The organism is Marichromatium sp. AB32 (genome assembly GCF_003718675.1).
Lineage (GTDB): Bacteria > Pseudomonadota > Gammaproteobacteria > Chromatiales > Chromatiaceae > Marichromatium > Marichromatium gracile.
The window spans coordinates 30,728-50,369 of the sequence record NZ_RHFJ01000026.1 but is presented as its reverse complement, the minus strand read 5'-3'; the positions used below and the strand labels follow the sequence as shown (position 1 = coordinate 50,369).

Annotated in this window: 22 protein-coding genes; 17 read left to right on the top strand and 5 right to left on the bottom strand. The window is 71.2% G+C overall.

All coding sequences use genetic code 11. From position 1 onward, the window contains the following. From EBL85_RS09755 to EBL85_RS09740, 4 genes are all read left to right on the top strand, one after another. On the top strand, positions 1-598 hold a 598-nt coding region (locus tag EBL85_RS09755; RefSeq protein WP_223806109.1), incomplete at its 5' end, for a DUF4124 domain-containing protein. Between the two features lie 112 nt (positions 599-710). Then, on the top strand, positions 711-1,793 hold the full coding sequence (gene glnL, locus EBL85_RS09750) for a nitrogen regulation protein NR(II) (protein ID WP_123139072.1): 1,083 nt from the start codon (positions 711-713) through the stop codon (positions 1,791-1,793). A 90-nt stretch (positions 1,794-1,883) separates the two neighbouring features. After that, the gene (gene ntrC, locus EBL85_RS09745; protein WP_123142806.1) at positions 1,884-3,323 is read left to right on the top strand and encodes a nitrogen regulation protein NR(I); all 1,440 of its coding nucleotides are present in this window, start codon (positions 1,884-1,886) and stop codon (positions 3,321-3,323) included. Positions 3,324-3,414: 91 nt separating this feature from the next. Then, positions 3,415-3,819, top strand: coding sequence for a hypothetical protein (locus tag EBL85_RS09740; RefSeq protein ID WP_123139071.1), 405 nt, complete (start codon positions 3,415-3,417; stop codon positions 3,817-3,819). Between the two features lie 36 nt (positions 3,820-3,855). Here the strand turns inward: EBL85_RS09740 and EBL85_RS09735 are convergent, their stop codons facing one another. Further along, entirely contained in the window at positions 3,856-4,080 is a 225-nt protein-coding gene (locus tag EBL85_RS09735; protein WP_062272772.1) for a hypothetical protein, read from the bottom strand. 185 nt (positions 4,081-4,265) lie between these two features. On the opposite strand from EBL85_RS09735, the gene EBL85_RS09730 reads away from it, so the two are divergent. Beyond that, complete coding sequence (locus EBL85_RS09730) at positions 4,266-4,736, top strand: tRNA (cytidine(34)-2'-O)-methyltransferase (RefSeq protein WP_123142803.1); 471 nt, start codon at positions 4,266-4,268, stop codon at positions 4,734-4,736. A 39-nt stretch (positions 4,737-4,775) separates the two neighbouring features. Here the strand turns inward: EBL85_RS09730 and EBL85_RS09725 are convergent, their stop codons facing one another. The 4 genes from EBL85_RS09725 to EBL85_RS09710 all read right to left on the bottom strand — a co-directional run bounded on the left by EBL85_RS09725 (position 4,776) and on the right by EBL85_RS09710 (position 7,381). Continuing rightward, complete coding sequence (locus EBL85_RS09725) at positions 4,776-5,786, bottom strand: NAD(P)H-dependent glycerol-3-phosphate dehydrogenase (protein WP_123139069.1); 1,011 nt, start codon at positions 5,784-5,786, stop codon at positions 4,776-4,778. Beyond that, on the bottom strand, positions 5,783-6,277 hold the full coding sequence (gene secB, locus EBL85_RS09720; protein ID WP_123139068.1) for a protein-export chaperone SecB: 495 nt from the start codon (positions 6,275-6,277) through the stop codon (positions 5,783-5,785). The genes EBL85_RS09725 and secB overlap by 4 nt, the downstream gene beginning before the upstream one ends. Before the next feature lie 147 nt (positions 6,278-6,424). After that, positions 6,425-6,862, bottom strand: coding sequence for a rhodanese-like domain-containing protein (locus EBL85_RS09715; RefSeq protein ID WP_062272671.1), 438 nt, complete (start codon positions 6,860-6,862; stop codon positions 6,425-6,427). Between the two features lie 156 nt (positions 6,863-7,018). Then, entirely contained in the window at positions 7,019-7,381 is a 363-nt protein-coding gene (locus EBL85_RS09710) for a helix-turn-helix transcriptional regulator (RefSeq protein WP_123139067.1), read from the bottom strand. 183 nt (positions 7,382-7,564) lie between these two features. On the opposite strand from EBL85_RS09710, the gene EBL85_RS09705 reads away from it, so the two are divergent. The 12 genes from EBL85_RS09705 (at position 7,565) to EBL85_RS09650 (ending at position 19,640) form a co-directional block, all read left to right on the top strand. Beyond that, entirely contained in the window at positions 7,565-8,938 is a 1,374-nt protein-coding gene (locus EBL85_RS09705; protein WP_223806108.1) for a murein hydrolase activator EnvC, read from the top strand. Beyond that, positions 8,935-10,302 (top strand): S41 family peptidase, encoded by a 1,368-nt coding sequence (locus EBL85_RS09700; protein ID WP_123142802.1) that lies wholly within the window; start codon positions 8,935-8,937, stop codon positions 10,300-10,302. The genes EBL85_RS09705 and EBL85_RS09700 overlap by 4 nt, the downstream gene beginning before the upstream one ends. A 54-nt stretch (positions 10,303-10,356) precedes the next feature. Next, complete coding sequence (locus EBL85_RS09695; RefSeq protein WP_123139065.1) at positions 10,357-10,911, top strand: DJ-1 family glyoxalase III; 555 nt, start codon at positions 10,357-10,359, stop codon at positions 10,909-10,911. Positions 10,912-10,971: 60 nt separating this feature from the next. Beyond that, a complete protein-coding gene (locus EBL85_RS09690) occupies positions 10,972-12,018 on the top strand; it encodes a glycosyl transferase (RefSeq protein ID WP_123142801.1) in 1,047 nt (348 codons plus the stop codon). After that, positions 12,015-13,889, top strand: a complete 1,875-nt coding sequence (locus tag EBL85_RS09685) for a nucleoside-diphosphate sugar epimerase/dehydratase (RefSeq protein ID WP_123142800.1) — start codon at positions 12,015-12,017, stop codon at positions 13,887-13,889. The genes EBL85_RS09690 and EBL85_RS09685 overlap by 4 nt, the downstream gene beginning before the upstream one ends. Beyond that, complete coding sequence (gene gspE, locus EBL85_RS09680; protein ID WP_123142799.1) at positions 13,868-15,547, top strand: type II secretion system ATPase GspE; 1,680 nt, start codon at positions 13,868-13,870, stop codon at positions 15,545-15,547. The genes EBL85_RS09685 and gspE overlap by 22 nt, the downstream gene beginning before the upstream one ends. A 4-nt stretch (positions 15,548-15,551) precedes the next feature. Further along, positions 15,552-16,760, top strand: coding sequence for a type II secretion system F family protein (locus EBL85_RS09675; protein ID WP_123142798.1), 1,209 nt, complete (start codon positions 15,552-15,554; stop codon positions 16,758-16,760). 77 nt (positions 16,761-16,837) lie between these two features. Beyond that, positions 16,838-17,263, top strand: a complete 426-nt coding sequence (gene gspG, locus EBL85_RS09670) for a type II secretion system major pseudopilin GspG (RefSeq protein ID WP_123142797.1) — start codon at positions 16,838-16,840, stop codon at positions 17,261-17,263. A gap of 4 nt (positions 17,264-17,267) precedes the next feature. Further along, on the top strand, positions 17,268-17,723 hold the full coding sequence (locus EBL85_RS09665; protein WP_123142796.1) for a GspH/FimT family pseudopilin: 456 nt from the start codon (positions 17,268-17,270) through the stop codon (positions 17,721-17,723). Beyond that, positions 17,720-18,112 (top strand): prepilin-type N-terminal cleavage/methylation domain-containing protein, encoded by a 393-nt coding sequence (locus EBL85_RS09660; protein ID WP_123142795.1) that lies wholly within the window; start codon positions 17,720-17,722, stop codon positions 18,110-18,112. The genes EBL85_RS09665 and EBL85_RS09660 overlap by 4 nt, the downstream gene beginning before the upstream one ends. Beyond that, a complete protein-coding gene (locus EBL85_RS09655; protein ID WP_123142794.1) occupies positions 18,109-18,804 on the top strand; it encodes a prepilin-type N-terminal cleavage/methylation domain-containing protein in 696 nt (231 codons plus the stop codon). The genes EBL85_RS09660 and EBL85_RS09655 overlap by 4 nt, the downstream gene beginning before the upstream one ends. Next, positions 18,801-19,640: a general secretion pathway protein GspK gene (locus EBL85_RS09650; RefSeq protein ID WP_123139056.1), complete on the top strand. Its 840-nt coding sequence runs from the start codon at positions 18,801-18,803 to the stop codon at positions 19,638-19,640. The genes EBL85_RS09655 and EBL85_RS09650 overlap by 4 nt, the downstream gene beginning before the upstream one ends. The last annotated feature ends 2 nt before the right edge of the window (positions 19,641-19,642 follow it).

Below are 19,642 nucleotides of genomic sequence, written 5' to 3'. Positions count from 1 at the left end.
CTCGGCGCAGGGATGCGCCACCGACGTCCAGGCGTCCCCGCTTGAGCCCCCTCCGACGCTGGACTATGCTTCGGCCATGATCCGGCCGGCACTGCTCCTCGCGTTGTTGCTGCTCCCCTGCCTCATCGTCCAGGCCGGCGTCTATCGCTGGGTCGATGCCGACGGGCGGGTGCACTTCTCCGATCGACCCGCCGACGCCACCGCCGAGCGACTCGATCTCCATGTCGACGCCCCGGTCTCGCGCGGCGCCGACAGCCCCGTCGATCCGCCCCCTGCCAGCGCCCCCTTCCCCGGGCCCTATGCGCGCTTCGAGATCCTCTCCCCTGTCGATGCGGAGGTGCTGATGCGCGGCGAGGGTCGCTTCGCCGTCGAACTCGGACTCGAACCCGCGCTGCAACCGGGGCATCGCTTGGCGATGGTGCTCGATGGACTCGAGACGGTGATCGAGGCCGGCGCCACCCGCTTTGCCCTCAATGGCGTGGCCTTCGGTCCCCACCGCCTCGGCGCGTTGATCCGCGACGAGCAGGGTGTGCTGATCGCCCGCGCCCCGACACTTCGCTTCGAGCTGCGTCGCGACGCGCCCCCCGGCGAGCTCTGAGCACTCCTCCTGGCCGCACTGGCCTGTCTCTTGCTAGTCTTTTCTTCGACGACAGGATGCCCTGTCTCGTCCTCCGGTCTCGGATGACCTCACTCAGTCGCGCAGATGGACCATGACAGCTCAAACCACCGGTAAGCGCTCGCTGGAGCGGACGATCCTCGATCACGTCAACATGGCGGTGCTGCTGTTCGATCGAGGGCTGCGGCTCGAATACCTCAACCCGGCGGCCGAGATCCTCTTCGAGGCCAGCGCCCGACACATGATCGGTCAGGCTGCCGCCGACCTGCTGCCCTGCCCCGATGGCCAGGTCGAGGCCCGGCTGGCGGCGGCGCTGCGTTCGCGCCACCCCTTCACCGAACGTGAGATCAACGTCACCGTGGCCGACGGGCGCACCAAGACGGTGAACTGTACCGTGCTGCCCCTGCACCATTTTGGTGCGGACGAGGGGGTGCTGGTCGAGCTCTATCAGGTCGATCGTCAGCTGCGCATCACCCGCGAGGAGCACCTGCTCACCCAGCACCGGGCCACCCAGGCGCTGATCCGCGGCCTCGCCCACGAGATCAAGAATCCGCTCGGCGGGTTGCGCGGCGCGGCCCAGCTGCTCGAGCAGGAACTGCCCGACCCCGCGTTGTGCGAATACACCCGGATCATCATCGACGAGGCCGACCGCCTGCAGTCGCTGGTCGATCGCATGCTGGGGCCCAACCGCATGCCCCAGCGCGAGACGCTCAACATCCACGACGTGCTCGAGCACGTGCGCGGGCTGATCCTCGCCGAGTTCCCGCGCGGCCCCGAGGTGGTGCGCGACTACGACCCCAGCATCCCCGACCTGATGGGCGACGGTGACCGGCTGATCCAGGCCTTCCTCAACCTCGCGCGCAACGCCGCGGCCGCCACCGGCGCGGACGGACGCGTCGAGCTGCGCACCCGGGTGCTGCGTCAGTTCACCATCGGCAGTCGTCGCTATCGGCTGGTGTTGCAGACCCAGGTTCGGGACGATGGCCAGGGGATCCCCGAGGACATCCGCGACAAGATCTTCTTCCCGATGGTCTCGGGCAAGCAGGGTGGCACCGGACTGGGGCTGCCCATCGCACAGGAACTCATCAACCAGCACGGCGGGCTGATCGAATGCGAGAGCCGGCCGGGCGAGACGGTGTTCTTCGTCTATCTGCCGCTGGAGTCGGAGCATGCATAGGAACCTGCAACCACCCCATTCGCCAACCTCGTCGGCGTCGCCGTGCCCACGCCGCCCGAGGCATGCCGTCGGCATGCCGGGAGCGCGATGATGCCGCACAGTCTCGAGCGCGGGAATCGCGAGCCCCGGGTCTGGGTGATCGACGACGATCGGTCGATCCGCTGGGTACTGGAACGGGCGTTGCGCAAGGCGCAGATGCACGTCACCTGTTTCTCCAACGGGGTCGGGGTGATGGAGGCGCTGGAGCGCGAGCAGCCCGACGTCATCCTCTCCGACATCCGCATGCCGGGGATCGACGGGCTCGATCTGCTCGAACAGGTCTCGGCCCGCTACCCCGGGCTGCCGGTGATCATCATGACCGCGCACTCGGACCTCGACAGCGCCGTCTCCGCCTTCCACGGCGGCGCCTTCGAGTACCTGCCCAAGCCCTTCGATCTCGACGAGGCGGTGGCGCAGGTCAGCCGCGCCTGCCGGCGTGGTCGCGAGGAGCGTCAGGAGGAGGTGGCGCGTCCGACCGGACCCGACATCATCGGCGAGGCGCCGGCGATGCAGGAGGTGTTCCGCGCCGTCGGGCGGCTGGCGCGCTCCAACATCACCGTGTTGATCAATGGTGAGTCGGGCACCGGCAAGGAGCTGGTGGCCCAGGCGCTGCATCGTCACAGCCCGCGCAGCGAACGTCCGTTCATCGCCCTCAACATGGCGGCGATCCCGCGCGACCTGCTCGAGTCCGAGCTGTTCGGTCACGAGCGCGGTTCCTTCACCGGTGCCCAGGCGCGCCGCGAGGGGCGTTTCGAGCAGGCCGACGGCGGTACCCTGTTCCTCGACGAGATCGGTGACATGCCCGCCGAGCTGCAGACCCGGCTGCTGCGGGTGCTCGCCGACGGCGAGTTCTATCGTGTCGGCGGGGTCGCGCCGATCAAGGTCGACGTGCGCATCATCGCCGCCACCCACCAGGACCTCGAGTCGCTGGTGCGCGAGGGACGCTTTCGCGAGGACCTGTTCCACCGACTCAACGTCATCCGTATCCATCTGCCGGCGCTGCGCGATCGCCGCGAGGACATCCCGCTGCTGATGCGCCACTTCCTCGCGCAGGCGGCGCGCGAGTTGAGCTGCGAGCCCAAGGTGCTGATGCAGGGGGCGATCGAGCGGCTCGAGCGACTCGACTGGCCGGGTAACGTGCGTCAGCTCGAGAACACCGCGCGCTGGCTCACGGTGATGGCCTCGGGCAAGCAGATCCATGCCGAGGACCTGCCCGAGGATCTCAGCGCCTCGCTGACCCAGGAGCAGCCCGAGACATCCTGGGAGACGGTGTTGCGGCGCTGGGCGCGGCAGCGGTTGCAGCAGGGCGAGCGCGGTCTGCTCGACGAGGCGCTGCCGGTCTTCGAGCTGACCCTCATCCAGTGCGCCCTCGAACAGACCGGCGGGCGGCGCCAGGAAGCGGCGCGGCTGCTCGGCTGGGGGCGCAACACCCTGACCCGCAAGATCAAGGAGCTCGGGCTCGAGAGCGAGTCCGAGACCGGGGTGGACTGAGCGCCGGGCTTGGCTTGGGCGGCGGCTGCCGCGACACTAGGTCGACGAGGCCCGGACGTCGTGGACCGGGCATGGCGATGGAGTGAGTCGAGTGGACAGCATCAGTATCGATCTCAAGGGCTCGACGGTCGATGCCGTCGAGCAGCGCGGCGGGCAGCTGCGGATCCATTTCTCGCGCGCCTATCAGCTCAAGACCATGACCGGCTCGCGCGAGCGGACACGCTGGTGGCAGGCCGGAACCCTGGTGTTCGAAGGGGCCGACGAGACCGTCCTGCCCCCTCCGGGTGAGCTGTGCTGCAGCGGTGGCGAACTCGAGGACAACCTCTATGTCTATCGCGACATGATCCCGGTGCCCTTCGAGAGCCGGGGACGGGTGGGGTGCAGTCTGGAGTTCGAGGGGCTGGAGGCGCCGCTGGTGGTGCGGGGCGAGGCGGTGCGGCTGGAGCTGGAGGCGGTGCCTCGATATATCGAGCACCTGCGCCCGGAGACGGGGTGACTGCGGCGGCCCCGGCGGCTGCCGGGGCCTGTCGGGTCAGAGTCGCGAGGACCCGACGAGTTCGTGGGCGATGTCGACAACACGGTTGGCCATCGTCATGTACTCGTCACGGTAATTGGCCAGCAGGCCCTCCTGGGACCCCCAGTAGTCCTTACCCGAGACGCCGTTTTCGTGTTCGTAGTCGATGAACTGCTGCTGCATCTCGACCATCTTCTCGATCAGCGCTTGCTTCTCTGCTTTCAGCGCGGCGATGTCACTCATGGACCTGTCCCCCACTATGGCGTGAGCCGTCTGCGACGGCGAATTTAGCAAATGCCGAAGTCTTAATATATCATGCGTCCGCGCGCCGGGGACAACCGTTAAACCCTGGTGCGCGGGCGGATATCTCGCCGTCCGCAAAGGATTTTCCTCCGCCCTCCGCTGCTTCCTGACGAGTCCCGCCCGCGATGTTCGATATCATCCTCTACGAGCCCGAGATCCCGCCCAACACCGGCAATGCGATCCGTCTGAGCGCCAACGCCGGGGCCCGGCTGCACCTGATCGAGCCGCTCGGTTTCGTGCTCGAGGACAGCAAGCTGCGTCGCGCCGGGCTCGATTATCACGAATGGGCGGAGGTTCGCGTACACGCCTCGCTCGAGAGCTGTCTCGGGCAGCTCGCCCCGCGGCGGCTGTTCGCGCTCACCAGTCATGGTCAGGTGCCCTATACCGAGCCCGACTACCAGCCCGGCGACGCGCTGCTGTTCGGTCCGGAGACCCGGGGGCTGCCGCGCGCGCGCATCGAGGCGCTGCCCGAGTCGCAACGGCTCTATATCCCGATGTGTCCGGGCAATCGCAGTCTCAATCTCTCCAACGCGGTCGCGGTGGTGGTCTTCGAGGCCTGGCGCCAGCAGGGGTTTGCCGGTGCCGCGCCACGCTGAGGGCGGGCGCCCGGACCGCGTGCGGTCCGGGCGTGGGGGTCAGTGGAACTCGGGCTTGGGTTCGCGCTCGAGCAGTGCCTGGGTCGCCTGTGCCGGCGAGACCCCGGCGTGGAGCACCAGATAGACCTGTTCGCTGATCGGCATCTCGATGCCGAGACGCTGGGCCAGGCCGTGGATCGCCTTGGCGGTGATCACGCCCTCGACCTCCTGGCCGATGCGCGCGCGTGCCGCCTCGATGCTCTCACCCCGGGCCAGCGCCAGCCCCATGCGGCGGTTGCGTGACTGGTCGTCGGTGCAGGTGAGCACCAGGTCACCCATCCCGGCCAGCCCCATGAAGGTCTCGGGGCGGCCGCCGAGTGCCTGACCGAGCCGGATCAGCTCGGCCAGACCGCGGGTGATCAGCGCCGCACGGGTGTTGGCGCCGAAGCCGAGACCGTCGGCGATGCCGGTGGCGATCGCCAGCACGTTCTTCGCCGCGCCGCAGATCTCCACCCCGACCATGTCGCTGCTGGTATAGGCGCGGAAGCGCCCGCCGTGGAGCAGGCCGGCGACGTGTTGGGCGAAGGGCTCGCGTTCGGCGGCGACGGTGACCGCCGTCGGCAGGCCGTCGCCGACCTCGCGGGCGAAGCTCGGCCCGGAGACCACCGCCAGCGGGCGCTCGCCGAGCTCCTCCTGGGCGACCTGATGGAGCAGCTGGTTGCTGCCCGGGTCCAGCCCCTTGGTCGCCCAGGCCACGCCGAAGCCCTTGGAGAGGTGTGCGGCGAGCTGACGGGCGACGGTGCGGAAGGCATGGCTCGGCACCACCACCAGACAGTCGCTGGCGTCGGCCAGGGCCTCGGCGAGCGAGGCGGTGGGGATCAGCCCTTCGGGCAGCGCCACGCCGGGGAGGAACTGGCGATTCTCGCGGTCGCGCTGGAGTGCCGCGATCTGTTCCGGCTCATGACTCCAGAGCCGTACCTGATGGCCGTTGGCCACCAGCTGCAGCGCCAGCGCCGTGCCCCAGGAGCCGGCGCCGATGACTGCGATCCGGGCGCTGGGGGTGGTGCTCAATGCTGGACCGCCTCGGCCGGCTCGGTGCCGCCCTGCTGGGCCTCCTGCTGGGCGCGCTGCTGCTGGTGCTGGGCGAAGAGCATGTCGAAGTTGACGTGCTGCAGCACCAGTTGCGGGAAGCTGCCCTTGACCACCAGGTCGGAGACCACCTCTCGGGCATAGGGGAAGAGCAGGCTCGGGCAATAGGCGCCGAGCATCGGGCCGAGCTCCTGTTCGGGGAAACCGGCGATGTTGAAGATGCCGGCCTGCTGCACCTCGACGATGAAGGCGGTCTTGTCGCCGACCTTGACCGTCACCGTGACCTCGAGCACCACCTCGTAGTGGTCCTTGTCGAGATCATTGATCCTGGTGTTGAGGTTGAGGGTGTGCTTCGGGGTCCAGTCGCCGCGGAAGAGTTCGGGCGCGTTGGGGGACTCGAAGGAAACATCCTTGATATAGACGCGCTGGACGGAGAATTGACGCTCGGGGGTCTGCTGTTGCTTGTCGGCCATGCCGCGATTCCTGTGTCTGGTGGTGCCCCCGACGTCCTTGACTGGCGTCGGGCGGCGGGAACGGATCGGGCCCGGCCCCGGCGCGCCGGGACGGGGCGAGGGTGCCCGCGCTCGCGCGGGCCGATCAGGCCCGCCGCGCGGCGGGGCTCAGCGCTTCTTCTTGCCGCCGCGGGCCAGCGGCAGGCTCGCCGCCTCCCAGCCCATGATGCCGCCGCGGAGGTTGTAGACCTCCTCGAAGCCCTCCTTGCGCAGCTGGGCGCAGGCCATCTGCGACTGCGAGCCGGAGCGGCAGTTGACGATGATCGGCTTGCCCTTGTGCTTGGCGACGGTGGCGAGCTGATTCTTGAAGCCGTTCATGGGGATGTTGATGGCGTTGAGGATGTGACCCTTGGCAAAGTCGGCCGCCGGGCGCACGTCGATCACCACCGCATCCTGGCGGTTGATCATCTCGGTGGCCGCGAGCGGTTCGACGCTGCCCTTGCTGCCGACGATCAGGTTGTGGATGAGCAACCCGAGGATGACGACGAGCGCCAGGAACAGGAGCCAATGGTTGCCCACGAACTGGACGAGCTGGTCTAGCGACATCGCGATGCAGTCTCACATGAATGTTGGAGCGCCGCCCGCGTGCCGCCCGTCACCGCTGCTGATCGGGGTGCGGCGGCGAGATCGCGCGAACCGGCGCTGGTGCAAAGGGGGTTCAGAGTATAAGGAGCCGCGGCGGTGGGCGACACCCCGGAGGTGTCAGCGCACGTGCTGACAGAAGACCTCGCGCATCATCCCGATCAGCTGCAGGGTGCGACCGTCGCTGACACGGTAGTAGACACGGTTGGCGTCCTTGCGCGAGGCCAGGATACCCTTGTCGCGCAGGATCGCCAGATGCTGGGAGATATTGCTCTGCGAGGTGCCGACATGGTCGACGATCTCCTGCACGCTGACCTCCTGCTCGCCGAGCGTGCACAGGATCTTCAGTCGCAGCGGATGCGACATCGCCTTGAGCGAACGCGAGGCGCGTTCGATATCCGCGTCGTCGGCGAACAGGTCGAGTGGCTCGGAGCCGGCGGCGTTGAGGATCGGGGGAGGAGACTGGCTCAGCTTGCTCACCATCGTGATCGTGTCTAATCAATGTTTCACCATATGATGATAAACGCTTTGCCCGTCAAGCGCGATGCGGCGCGCTGTGAGCCGAATCCGCCCGGATCGATCGCGGATGCCGGGGCTGGGGCGGCGACCGCGCACGCCGCGGCGGAGAGCGCATCATCGAGCAGACATTGACCGGGGGTGGGTGAGTTGAACGCGGCGTCCTGTGTCCCTCGTGCCTGGCCGTGGCTGTGTCTCTGCACGCTGCTGGCGGTCGCGGCGCCGACGGCCGGCTCCGAGCCCGCGCTCGAGACGCGCCAGCGCGACCTCGTCGAGCTCGAGCGCGAGGTCGAGCGCCTCGGCACCGCGCTGGCCGATCAGCAGCGCACCCGTGGCGAGCTGATCGCCGCGCTCGAGGGGCACGAGCGTGAGATCGCCCGACTCGCGCTGGCCGAGCGCGAGATCGCGCAGCAGGAGGCCCGTCAGCGCGTCCGTGCCGAGGCGCTCGCGCAGCGTCGCCTCACCGCACGCGCCGCGCTCGACGGCCAGCTCGGCGAACTGGCCGAGCTGGTGCGTACCGCCCACGTGGTCGGGCGCGCCGACCGGTTGCGGCTGCTGCTCAATCAGGAGGACCCGGTTCGCGCCGGGCGGGTGCTGTCCTACTTCGCCTATCTCAATCGCGACCGGGTGCAGCGCATCGATCGGGTACGCGGCGAGATCGAGCGTCTCGCCGCGCTCGCCGCCGCCGCCGCCGAGCAGGCCGCGTTGCTGGCCGAGCTCGGCGCCGAGCGGGGCGCGACGCGCGCCCGGCTGGAGGCCGCCCAGGACGAGCGCGAAACGGTCCTTGCCGCGCTCGAGACGGCGATCGCCGCGCGTCGTGACGACCTCGCCGCGCGCCGCGCCGATGCCGAGACGCTGCGTCGGTTGATCGAGCACCTGCGTCAGCGCGCCGCCATCCAGGCCGAGCTCGAGATCCGTCGCGATCCCTTCGCCGCACGCAAGGGGCGGCTGACCTGGCCGCTCATCGAGGGTCGGGTGCTGGCCGGCTTCGGCAGCCGCAAGGCCGACTCCCAACTGCGTTGGGACGGCGTGCTGCTCGCCGCCGAGGCCGGCGAGGAGGTGCATGCGGTCTACGACGGCCGGGTGGTCTACGCCGACTGGCTGCGCGGCTTCGGCCTGCTGCTGGTGCTCGAGCACGGCGACGGTTTCATGAGCCTCTATGGCCACAACCAGGCGCTGACCAAGGAGGTCGGCGAGTGGGTCGGCGCCGGCGAGGTGATCGCACTCAGTGGCAACAGTGGCGGCCAGCCGCGCCCGGCGCTCTATTTCGCCATCCGCCACGACGGCAAGCCACAGGATCCGACCCAGTGGTGCAGTCGTCCCGGCGCGCGCGCTGCGCTCGGTCACCCACCGGTCGCCGGGAACATGTCGCCGCGCGCGTCGTCCAATGCGCCGTTGCCCGGGGCGGCGCTGTCGGCGCGTGCGGAAACATGCGATCCTTACGCCATCAGGGATGTCCGCGGTGCGCCGGTCGGCCGCCGCGTCGCCGAATCCATCATCGATCGAGAGATCCCCGCGTCATGATGATCATGCCTCGTCCGCTCGCCCTGGCCCTGGGGCTGTTGCTCGCCGTCGGTCCGTCGGCGTATGCCGCCGAACCCGCCGGTGATGAGATCGCCGCCGCTGACACCGCCTCCGAGGCGCTGCCGCTCGACGAGCTGCGCACCTTCGCCGAGGTCTTCGGTCGCATCAAGACCGACTATGTCGAGTCGGTCGCCGACGGCGAGCTGCTCGAGAGCGCCATCCGCGGCATGCTCGCCGGACTCGATCCGCACTCGGCCTATCTCGACGCCGAGGAGTACCGCGACCTGCGTGTCGGTACCAGCGGCGAGTTCGGCGGACTCGGCATCGAGGTCGGCATGGAGAACGGCTTCGTCAAGGTGATCGCGCCGATCGACGACACCCCGGCACAGCGCGCCGGGCTGCGCGCCGGCGACCTGATCGTGCGCATCGACCACAAGCCGGTGAAGGGGATGAGCCTCAACGATGCCGTCGAGCTGATGCGCGGCGAGCCAGGCACCGAGGTGGTGCTGATGCTGATGCGCGAGGGCGAGGAGGCGCCGCTGGAGCTGACCCTGGAGCGCGCCGTCATCCAGGTCGAGAGCGTCAGGAGCCGGGTGCTCGAGCCCGGCTACGGCTATGTCCGCATCGCCCACTTCCAGTCGCGCACCGCCGAGGACATGACCGCGGCGATCGAGACGCTGAAGGCGGGCGAGACCCCGCTCGCGGGGCTGGTGCTCGACCTGCGCAACAACCCCGGCGGGGTGCTCAACAGCGCCGTCGGGGTGAGCGACGCCTTCCTCACCGGCGGGCTGATCGTCTATACCCAGGGGCGCGATCCGAGCAGCCGGCTCGACTTCAAGGCCGGTCCCGACGACGTGCTCGACGGCGCCCCGCTGGTGGTGCTGGTCAACGGTGGCAGCGCCTCGGCCTCGGAGATCGTCGCCGGCGCGCTGCAGGATCAGCGCCGCGCCATCGTCATGGGTGCCCAGACCTTCGGCAAGGGGTCGGTGCAGACCATCGTCCCGGTCGACGACGAGACCGCGCTCAAGCTCACCACGGCGCGCTACTACACCCCCTCCGGACGCTCGATCCAGGCCCAGGGGATCAGCCCCGACATCCTGCTCGAGCGCGGCGAGTTCCGCCCCCTCGCCGGCGCCTCGGTGGAGCCGCTCAAGGAGGCCGATCTGGTGCGTCATCTCGACGATCCGGACGGGGACGGGACGGTTCCGGTCGAGGCGGACGAGCCCGCCGAGGCCGCGACCACCGAGTCGCTCGACGCCGAGGTCGAGCCGACGCCGTTGCGCGCCCGCGACGACTACCAGTTGCTCGAGGCGCTCAACGTGCTCAAGGGTGTCAACATCCTCGGGCGGTCACGCGCCGATTGAGTGCGCCCCTGGCCGCCGATCCATCCATCACTGCAAGTTAAGGAGTGTCAAGCCATGCCCAGGGTACTCGTCCCGCTCGCCGAAGGTCTCGAGGAGCTCGAGGCGGTGACCATCATCGATCTGCTGCGTCGCGGTGAGGTCGAGGTGGTGACGGCCGCGCTCGGTGCCCGTGAGGTCACCGCCAGTCACGGTACCGTGCTGGTGGCCGACACCTCCCTCGACGCGGTCGCCGATGAGCAGTTCGACATGGTGGTGCTGCCCGGCGGCCTGCCCGGCGCCGATCATCTCGATCAGGACCCGCGGGTGCGCGCCCTGCTCCAGCGCCATCACGCCGCCGGCGCCTATACCGCCGCGATCTGCGCCGCGCCCAAGGCGCTGGCCAACCTCGGGCTACTCGACGAGCGTCGCGCCACCCACTATCCGGGCGCGCTCAATGCCGCCGACTTCCCGCGGGCCGAACTGGTCGACGCCCCGGTGGTGATCGACGGCAAGGTGGTCACCGGCCGTGGCCCCGGCACCGCGATGGACTTCGCCCTGGAGCTGCTCGAACTGCTGCAGGGCAGCGAGTGTCGCGCCCGGGTCGAGACGGGGCTGACACGCGCCGCCTGACCCCTTCCCGATGCAACCGCGCCCGGCCCGCGCCGGGCGCCGACCTCGAACCATTCCGAGATGATCCCACAGACCCCGATCCTGGCCGTGGCGGTGCTCGCCGCCCTGCTCCTGAGCGCGCTCGCCACGCGCTGGCTGTCTGCGCGCGCCGGCACCCGGTTCGGTGCGCTCGACGTCCCCAACGCCCGCTCGCTGCACAGTGCGCCGGTGCCCCGCACCGGCGGTCTGGCGGTGCTGCTGGGGCTGGCGCTGCCGCTGCTCGCGCTCGCCGTGCTGGGGCTGGCGCCGGGCGTGCTCGGCTGGATCGCACTGGCGCTGGCGCCGGTGGCGGCGGTCGCCTTCGTCGACGACCTCGGCGAGGTCGCGCCGCGCTGGCGGCTGCTCGCCCAGGTGCTCGGCGCGCTGGTGCTGATCGCCGTCGGGTTGCGCTGGGGCGTGGTCGAGCTGCCCGGGGTGGCGTGGGCGCTGCCGCTGGTCGCGAGTCTGCCGCTGACCCTGCTGGCGGTGGTGTGGATGACCAATCTCTACAACTTCATGGACGGCATGGACGGGCTGGCGGCGAGCATGACCCTGTTCGGTTTCGGTGCCCTGGCGCTGCTCGGCTGGAACGGCGGCGAGCCGGGCTATGCCGCCGTCGCCGGTTGCGTTGCCGCTGCCGGTGCCGGCTTCCTCAGCGGCAATTTCCCACCGGCGCGGATCTTCCTCGGTGACGTCGGCTCGGCCTCGCTGGGGCTGCTGGCGGCGGCCCTGGCGCTGTGGGGCGCGCAGCTCGGGTTGTTCCCGCTGTGGGTGGCGCTGCTCGCCTTCTCGCCCTTCGTGGTCGATGCCACCTGGACCCTGCTCGTACGGCTCGCGCGCGGCGAGCGGGTGTGGCAGGCGCATCGCTCGCACCACTACCAGCGCCTGGTGCTCGCCGGCTGGTCGCACCGCCGCACCCTGCTGCGTGCCCAGCTGCTGATGGCCGCCGCCAGCGCCTGCGCGGTCGCCGCGCCGGGGCTGGTGGCGCGCGATCAGTGGCTGGTGATCGGTGCCTGGTGCGCGATCTATCTGCTGGTACACCTCAAGGTCGGGCTGGTCGAGCGCGCCGCCGCGGGGTCGCGCGCATGAACCCGGTGCTCGACCGGCTGCGCTCGCGCACCGCCGCCTTCGCCCACGATCTCGTCACCATCCCCGCGGCCTGGCTGCTGGCCTACTGGCTGCGCTTCAACCTCGGCGAGATCCCCCCCGAGTTCCTCGCCGGGGCGCTGCAGGTGCTGCCCTGGGTGATGCTGGTGCAGGGCAGCGTCTATTGGGCCTTCGGGCTCTATCGCGGGGTGTGGCGCTTCGCCTCGCTGCCGGACCTGATCCGTATCCTCAAGGCGGTGGTGGTCGGCTCGCTGCTGGTGATCGCGGTGCTCTTCATCGTCAACCGCTCGCTGGCGCTGCCGCGCTCGGTGCCGGTGATCTATCTCGGCCTGCAGCTGGCGCTGCTGACCGGGCCGCGCCTGCTCTATCGCTGGCTCAAGGATCGCAAGCTCGACCTCTCCGGCGGTCAGCGGGTGCTGATCGTCGGTGCCGGGCGCGCCGGCGAGATGCTGGTGCGCGACATGCTGCGCGACCCGCGCCGCGCCTATGTCCCGATCGGCTTCCTCGACGACAAGCTGCGCCGTCAGGGCAGCGAGGTCCACGGCGTGCCGGTGCTGGGGTCGACCACGGCGCTGCCGGCGCTGGCCGCGCGTCACGACGTCGAGCTGGTGCTGTTGGCGGTGCCGAGCGCCGGGGCGCGACAGATGCGCCGCCTGGTGGCGCTGTGCGAGCGCGCCGGGGTGGCCTTCCGCACCGTCCCCGAGCTGGCCAGCCTGATGCGCGGCGAGGTCAGCATCGGCCAGCTGCGCCCGGTGTCGATCGAGGACCTGCTCGGGCGCGACCCGGTGCGGCTCGACTGGGACGGGATCTGTGCCGGGCTCTCGGGACGGGCGATCCTGATCACCGGCGCCGGCGGTTCGATCGGCTCGGAGCTGGTGCGCCAGCTCGCCGGCGCCGCCCCCGAGCGACTGATCCTGGTCGACAGCTGCGAGTACAACCTCTATCGCATCGAGCTGGAGCTGCGCGAGCGCCACCCCGGGCTGGCCTTCTCGCGCCACCTGCTCGACGTCACCGACGCCACCGCGATCGATGCCCTGTTCGCCGCCGAGCGCCCGGCGATCGTCTTCCACGCCGCCGCCTACAAGCACGTGCCGATGCTCGAGGATCAGGTCGGGGTGGCGGTGCGCAACAACGTCGGCGGCACCCGGGTGGTAGCCGAGGCGGCGGTCGCCCACGCCTGCGAGCGCTTCGTGCTGATCTCCACCGACAAGGCGGTGCACCCGGCCAACGTGATGGGTGCGACCAAGCGGCTGGCCGAGGCGCTGTGCCAGCGCCTCGATCGCGCCGAGGGCTGTCGTTTCATCACCGTGCGCTTCGGCAACGTGCTCGGCTCGGCCGGGAGCGTGGTGCCGCTGTTTCGCCGTCAGCTCGAACGCGGCGGTCCGCTCACCGTCACCCATCCCGAGATCGAGCGCTTCTTCATGACCATCCCCGAGGCCTGCCAGCTGATCATGCAGGCGGCGGCGATCGGCGAGGGCGGCGAGATCTTCGTTCTCGACATGGGCGAGCCGATCCGCATCGCCTATCTCGCCGAACAGATGATCCGGCTCGCCGGGCGCGAGCCCGGGGTCGACGTGGCCATCGAGTACGTCGGCCTGCGCCCCGGCGAGAAGCTCTACGAGGAGCTGTTCTACGACGGCGAGGACCTGGTCGAGACCGCGCACCCGAAGATCCGCGCCGCGCGCGGCGCCGGGGTCGCGCTCGATCCAGATCGCCTCGAGGCGCTGTGCCGCAGCGCGGTCGATGGCGACGAGCGCGCCGCCCGCGCGCTGCTGCAGGGGCTGTTGCCGGAGTGGCAGAGCCCGGTGATCGCGCCGGAGGGCGCCTGCGCATGTCCGCCGCCCCCGAGCTGAGCGCGGCCGAGTCCGCGGCGCTGGCGCGTCTGGCGCGCGCCGGCCGGCTCACCGAGAGCGATCTGGCGCGCGCCCGGCGCCTCGCCGAGGAGGGCGGCGAGGCACTGCTGCCGATGCTGTTGCGGCTCGGGTTGGTGGCCGAGCGCGCGCTCGCCGAGGCGCTGGCCGCCGAGCTCGGGCTCGAACTGGTCGAGCCCGAGCGCTTTCCGGGTGCGCCGGTGGCCGAGGAGCGCTTCACCCCGCGTTTTCTCAAGGACGCCCGGGTGTTGCCGCTGGCCGAGCGCGACGGCGTGCTGGAGGTCGCACTCGCCAACCCCGCCGATTCCTTCGTCGTCCAGGCGGTGCGACTCGCCGCCGCCGGCCCGGTGCGTCTGGCGGTGGCGCTGCCGAGCGTGCTCGAACAGAGCTTCGAGCGGCTCTACGAGGCCGCGCCCGAGCCCGCGGCGGAGGAGCCGAGCGGCGAGATCGACGCCACCGACATCGAGCAGCTCAAGGACCTCGCCAGCGAGGCCCCGGTGATCCGCATGGTCAACCAGCTGCTGCAGCGCGCCGTCGAGGCGCGCGCCTCGGACATCCATCTCGAGCCCTTCGCCGACACCCTGCGGGTGCGCTATCGCGTCGACGGCGTGTTGCAGGAGGTCGAGGCGCCGCCGGTGCGCTCGAGCGCGGCGGTGATCTCGCGGGTCAAGATCATGGCGCGGCTCAACATCGCCGAGCGCCGCCTGCCGCAGGACGGGCGCATCCCGCTGCGGGTGCAGGGGCGCGAGCTCGATCTGCGCGTCTCCACGGTGCCGACCCTGTTCGGCGAGAGTCTGGTGATCCGGCTGCTCGACAAGGACCGGGTGCGCTTCGATCTCGACGTCCTCGGTTTCGACGGCGCGCTGCGCGCGCGGCTCGATCGGGTGCTCGAACACCCCTACGGCATCCTCCTGGTCACCGGGCCGACCGGCTCGGGCAAGAGCACCACCCTCTACACCCTGCTCGCGCGGCTCAACACCGAGTCGCGCAAGATCATCACCGTCGAGGACCCGGTCGAGTATCAGCTCGCCGGGATCAACCAGATCCCGGTGCGTCCGGCCATCGGCATGACCTTCGCCAGCGCGCTGCGGGCGATCGTGCGCCAGGACCCGGACGTCATCATGGTCGGTGAGATGCGCGACCTGGAGACGGCGCGCATCGCGGTGCAGTCGGCGCTGACCGGACACCTGGTGCTCTCCACCCTGCACACCAACGATGCCGCAAGCGGTGCCACCCGGCTGCTCGAGATGGGGGTCGAGGACTATCTGCTGACCTCCACCGTCAACGGCATCCTCGCGCAGCGGCTGGTACGGCGGCTCTGCCCCCACTGTCGCGCGCGCTATCGCGCCGACGCCGAGCTGGCCGCGCGACTCGGCCTCGCCACGGACGCGCTCGACCTCCACCGCGCCGTCGGCTGCGACGCCTGTCGCGGCACCGGCTATCACGGCCGGCTGGTGATCGGCGAGCTGCTGATCCTCTCCGAGGCGGTCCGTGCCGCCGTGCTCGATCATGCCGGGGCCGCCGAGATCCGCCGCATCGCCCGTGCCGAGGGCATGGTGACCATGTTCGAGGACGGGGTGACGAAGGCGCGCGCCGGGCTGACCAGCATCGAGGAGGTGCTGCGGGTGGCCGAGGACTGAGACCATGGCGCGCTTCCAGTTCCGCGCAGTCAGGCTCGAGGGCGAGACGCTCGACGGCGAGCGCGAGGCGCCGGATCTGGCGGCGCTGCGCGCGCAGCTGCAGCACGAGGGCCTGCTGGTGCTGGAGCTGCGCCCGGCCGGCGGGCTGCGGGCGCGGTTGCGCGCGCGCGCGCGTCGTCGGCTCGGGCGCGCCGAGGTCACCGCGCTGACCCGCCAGCTCGCCACCCTGCTGGAGTCGGGCATGGCCCTCGATCGTGCGCTGCAGATCCTCATCGAGCTGGCCGCCGCGGGGCCGACCACCCGGGTGCTCGGCGACCTGCAGCAGCGGGTGCGCGGTGGTGCGAGCTTCTCGGCGGCACTCGCCGAGCAGGACGGTCAGTTCTCCAGGCTCTATGTCAGCATGGTGCGCGCGGGCGAGGCCGGCGGCGCGCTCGATCGCGTGCTGGGGAGTCTGGCCGATTATCTCGAACGCATCGCCGAGCTGCGCCAGACGGTGATCTCGGCGCTGGTCTATCCGGCGATCCTGGTCACGGTGGCGGGGCTGACGGTGGCCCTGTTGCTGATCTTCGTCGTCCCCCAGTTCGCCGGCCTGTTCGCCGACATGGGCGCGACCCTGCCGCGCTCGACCCGCATCCTCATCGGTCTCGGCGAGCTGCTGCGCGACCACTGGTGGGTGCTGCTCTGTCTGCCCGCGCCGATCGCCCTGGCGCTCGAACGCTGGCTGGAGGACCCGGCGCGCCGCGTCCGGCTCGATCGCCGCCTGCTCGGGCTGCCGCTGGCCGGTGCGCTGTTGTGGCGGCTGGAGACGGCGCGGCTCTGTCACACCCTCGCCACCCTGCTCGGCAACGGTCTGCCGCTGGCCGGCGCGCTCGATCTGGCCCGCGAGGTGGTGACCAACCGCGCGCTCGCCGAACGGCTCGAGGCCGCCGGCGACGAGCTGCGTCGCGGGCGTGGTCTGGCCGGCCCGCTGGCGCGCCACCAGGCGCTGCCGCCGCTGGCGCTGCAGATGGTCCGGGTCGGCGAGGAGTCGGGCGGACTGGAGCCGGTGCTGGCGAAGGTCGCGACGATCTACGATCGCGAGACCCGCGCTGCGGTGCAGCGCCTGCTCGCGTTGCTCGAACCGGCGCTGATCCTCGGCCTCGGGGTGGTGGTCGCCGGGATCATCCTCTCGATCCTCGGCGCCATCCTCGGTGCCAACGCCCTGGTGGTTTGAGGCCGGCGCGGGCGTTTGCCCGTGCTTTCCCCGGCCCTCTAGAATGGCCTCCCCTTCACTCGCGTATCGGCATTGCCATGGATTCTCAGCGTTCGCGTACGTACGGTTTCACCCTGGTCGAGCTGCTGGTGGTGCTCGCCATCCTCGGACTGCTCGCCGGGGTGGTCGGTCCCCAGGTGATGAAGTTCCTCGACAGCTCCAAGAGCAAGACCGCCAAGCTGCAGGTCGACAGCCTCGCCGCCACCCTCGATCTCTACCGGCTCGAGGTCGGGCGCTATCCGAGCACCAGCGAGGGGCTCGAGGCGCTGGTGCGCAATACCGCCGACCTCGACACCTGGAACGGCCCCTATCTCACCAAGGGCGAGGTGCCCACCGACCCCTGGGGCAACCCCTATCATTACCGTTTCCCCGGCGAGCACGGCGGTTTCGACCTGTGGACCTTCGGCGCCGACAACCGCGAGGGCGGCGAGGGCGAGAGCGCCGACCTCCACAGCTGGGACTGAGCGCGTGCGCGCCGCTCGCGCGCCCGGGTTCACCCTGGTCGAGCTGCTGGTGGTGCTGGCGATCCTCGGCCTGGTGCTCGCCGCGCTCCCCGGCGCCTTCAGCGCCGCGCTCCCCGGGGTCGAGGCCAAGGCTGCGGCGCGGCGCACGGTGGCCGCGCTGCGCCTGACGCGCGAGCGGGCGATCCGCGAGGCCCGCGCCGAGGCGCTGCTGGTGCGCCCCGCCGCGCACCGTCTGGAGCCGCCGGGTGCGGCGCCGGTGCAGCTGCCGCGGCGTCTGGCGCTGCATCTGGAGACGGCCCGCGCCGAGCTGGTCGGTGCGCGCGCCGGGGCCATCCGTTTCTTCCCCGACGGCAGTTCGAGCGGCGGGCGCATCGTGCTGAGCGCCGAGGGGCGCGGCTATCAGGTCGGGGTGCACTGGCTGACCGGGCGGGTGTACATGGCCCCCTGGAGCGCGCCATGAGCCGGGCGCGCGAGCGCGGCTTCTCGCTGCTCGAGGCGGTGGTCGCCTTCGCCATCCTCGCCCTTGCCCTCGGGGTGCTGCTGGAGATCTTCTCGCGCGCCTCGCTCGCCAGTCAGCGCGCGACCATGCTGGCACGCGCCTCGGCGCTCGCCGAGTCGCGCCTGGCGCTGGTCGACGGCGGTGCCGTCGACCTCGTCCCCGGGGTGATCGAGGGCGGCGAGGCGGCGGGGATGCGCTGGAGCCTGGCGATGATCCCGCTGGCGCGCGCCGGGCTCGCCGCCGGCGATCCCCAGCCCTACCGGGTCGAGGCGCGGGTGCGCTGGGTCGAGGCCGGGCGCGAGCGTCGGCTGGTGCTGCCCACCCAGCGTCTCGGCGCGCCGCTGCCATGAGCCCGCGCCGCCGCGCGCGCGGCTTCACCCTGCTCGAACTGCTGGTGGCGCTGGCGCTGCTCGGGCTGATCGCGACCCTGGTGTTCGCCGGTCTGCGCCTCGGTGCGCGCACCTGGGAGGCGGTCGACGCGCGCGCCGAGGCGCTCGCCGAGCTGCGCGCGGTGCATGGTTTCGTCGGTCGCGCGCTGCGTCAGGGGCGGGCGCTGGCGCTGACCCGCGAGGACGGCGTGCACCCGGTGTTCGCCGGTGACAGCGAGCGTCTGGAGTGGGTTGCGCCCTTGTCGACCCATGTCGGCCTGCCCGGTCTGCATCTGCTGCGTCTGACCCGCGAGCGGGGTCCGCGCGGCGAGGTGCTGATGCTCACCCACTGGCTGTTCCATCCCGAGGTGCTCGCCGGCGCGTCCGGTACGCCGCCCTGGGTGGCGCTGGCCGATGAGCCGCCAGCGCCCGGTGCGCCGGGCGAGGAACTGGACCTGGGCGACGGCGCCTTTGGCCGGACCCTGCTGCTGGCGGGGCCGATGCGCTTCGTGCTGGCCTATTACGGCACCCGCGAGGGCGAGCCGGGCCCGGCCTGGCATCGCGACTGGCTGGGTCAGCCGCGCCCGCCGCGGTTGGTGCGGATGCGGTTGCGCACCGCGGCGCTCGACTGGCCCGAGCTGGTGGTGGCGCTCGCCGATGAGGCGGCGCGATGAGTGCGTCGCGTCAGCGCGGGGTGGCGCTGCTGCTGGTGCTCTGGGTGCTGGCGCTATTGACGGTGATGGCCGCCGGGCTGACCGCCACCGGGCGCAGCGAGTTGGCGCTGGTCGACAACGCGCTCGCCGCCGCGCGCTTCCGCGCCGCCGCCGATGCCGCGCTCGCCGAGGTGGCGCTACGCCTGACGCTGCCGCCGGGGCGGCTTGGCGAGCCGCTGTGGCGGGTCGACGCCACGCCCCATCCCTGGACCTTCGGCGGCGAGCGGCTGGAGGTCCGCATCCAGGACCTCGGCGGGCTGATCGATCTCAACCGCGCCGACCCGCAGCGGCTCACCGACCTGTTGCGGGTCCTCGGGGTCGAACCGGGGCGAGCCGGACGGCTGGCGGCGGAGATCGTCGACTGGCGCGATGGCGATGCATTGACCCGCGCGGGGGGCGCCGAAGACGCCGATTACCGCGCCCTCGGTCGCGCCTTCGGGGCCCGCGATGGCGATCTGCCGCTGGTCGACGAGCTGGCGCTGCTGCCGGGGATGACGCCCGAGCTGGTCGCGGCGCTGGCGCCGCTGACGCGGGTGACGGGTGACGCTGGCGGGATCGCGCGCGCCTTCGCCCCGGCGGCGGTGCTCGCCGCACTCGACGGTCTCGGGCTGGAGCAGGCGCAAGCACTGCGCGCGGCGCGCGAGATCGATCCCAGGCTGCGCGGTGGGCCGCGCTATCGCGTCGAGGTGCGCGCCCGCGACGGTGGCTGGCGGTTGCTGGCGCTGCTCGAACTCGGTGCCGACCCGGGGCGCCCCTATCGCGTGCGCTGGCGCCGTCTCGTCTATCCCGGCGCCTGAGC

Bases quoted from the DNA above. Each gene is read 5' to 3' on its own strand.
- EBL85_RS09730 (WP_123142803.1), top strand. From the start codon at position 4,266: ATGTTCGATATCATCCTCTACGAGCCCGAGATCCCGCCCAACACCGGC.
- ntrC (WP_123142806.1), top strand. From the start codon at position 1,884: ATGCCGCACAGTCTCGAGCGCGGGAATCGCGAGCCCCGGGTCTGGGTG.
- EBL85_RS09660 (WP_123142795.1), top strand. From the start codon at position 17,720: ATGAGCCGGGCGCGCGAGCGCGGCTTCTCGCTGCTCGAGGCGGTGGTC.
- EBL85_RS09715 (WP_062272671.1), bottom strand. From the start codon at position 6,862: ATGTCGCTAGACCAGCTCGTCCAGTTCGTGGGCAACCATTGGCTCCTG.
- secB (WP_123139068.1), bottom strand. From the start codon at position 6,277: ATGGCCGACAAGCAACAGCAGACCCCCGAGCGTCAATTCTCCGTCCAG.
- EBL85_RS09700 (WP_123142802.1), top strand. From the start codon at position 8,935: ATGATGATCATGCCTCGTCCGCTCGCCCTGGCCCTGGGGCTGTTGCTC.
- EBL85_RS09695 (WP_123139065.1), top strand. From the start codon at position 10,357: ATGCCCAGGGTACTCGTCCCGCTCGCCGAAGGTCTCGAGGAGCTCGAG.
- EBL85_RS09655 (WP_123142794.1), top strand. From the start codon at position 18,109: ATGAGCCCGCGCCGCCGCGCGCGCGGCTTCACCCTGCTCGAACTGCTG.
- gspG (WP_123142797.1), top strand. From the start codon at position 16,838: ATGGATTCTCAGCGTTCGCGTACGTACGGTTTCACCCTGGTCGAGCTG.
- EBL85_RS09650 (WP_123139056.1), top strand. From the start codon at position 18,801: ATGAGTGCGTCGCGTCAGCGCGGGGTGGCGCTGCTGCTGGTGCTCTGG.
- EBL85_RS09675 (WP_123142798.1), top strand. From the start codon at position 15,552: ATGGCGCGCTTCCAGTTCCGCGCAGTCAGGCTCGAGGGCGAGACGCTC.
- gspE (WP_123142799.1), top strand. From the start codon at position 13,868: ATGTCCGCCGCCCCCGAGCTGAGCGCGGCCGAGTCCGCGGCGCTGGCG.
- EBL85_RS09690 (WP_123142801.1), top strand. From the start codon at position 10,972: ATGATCCCACAGACCCCGATCCTGGCCGTGGCGGTGCTCGCCGCCCTG.
- EBL85_RS09685 (WP_123142800.1), top strand. From the start codon at position 12,015: ATGAACCCGGTGCTCGACCGGCTGCGCTCGCGCACCGCCGCCTTCGCC.
- EBL85_RS09710 (WP_123139067.1), bottom strand. From the start codon at position 7,381: ATGGTGAGCAAGCTGAGCCAGTCTCCTCCCCCGATCCTCAACGCCGCC.
- EBL85_RS09735 (WP_062272772.1), bottom strand. From the start codon at position 4,080: ATGAGTGACATCGCCGCGCTGAAAGCAGAGAAGCAAGCGCTGATCGAG.
- glnL (WP_123139072.1), top strand. From the start codon at position 711: ATGACAGCTCAAACCACCGGTAAGCGCTCGCTGGAGCGGACGATCCTC.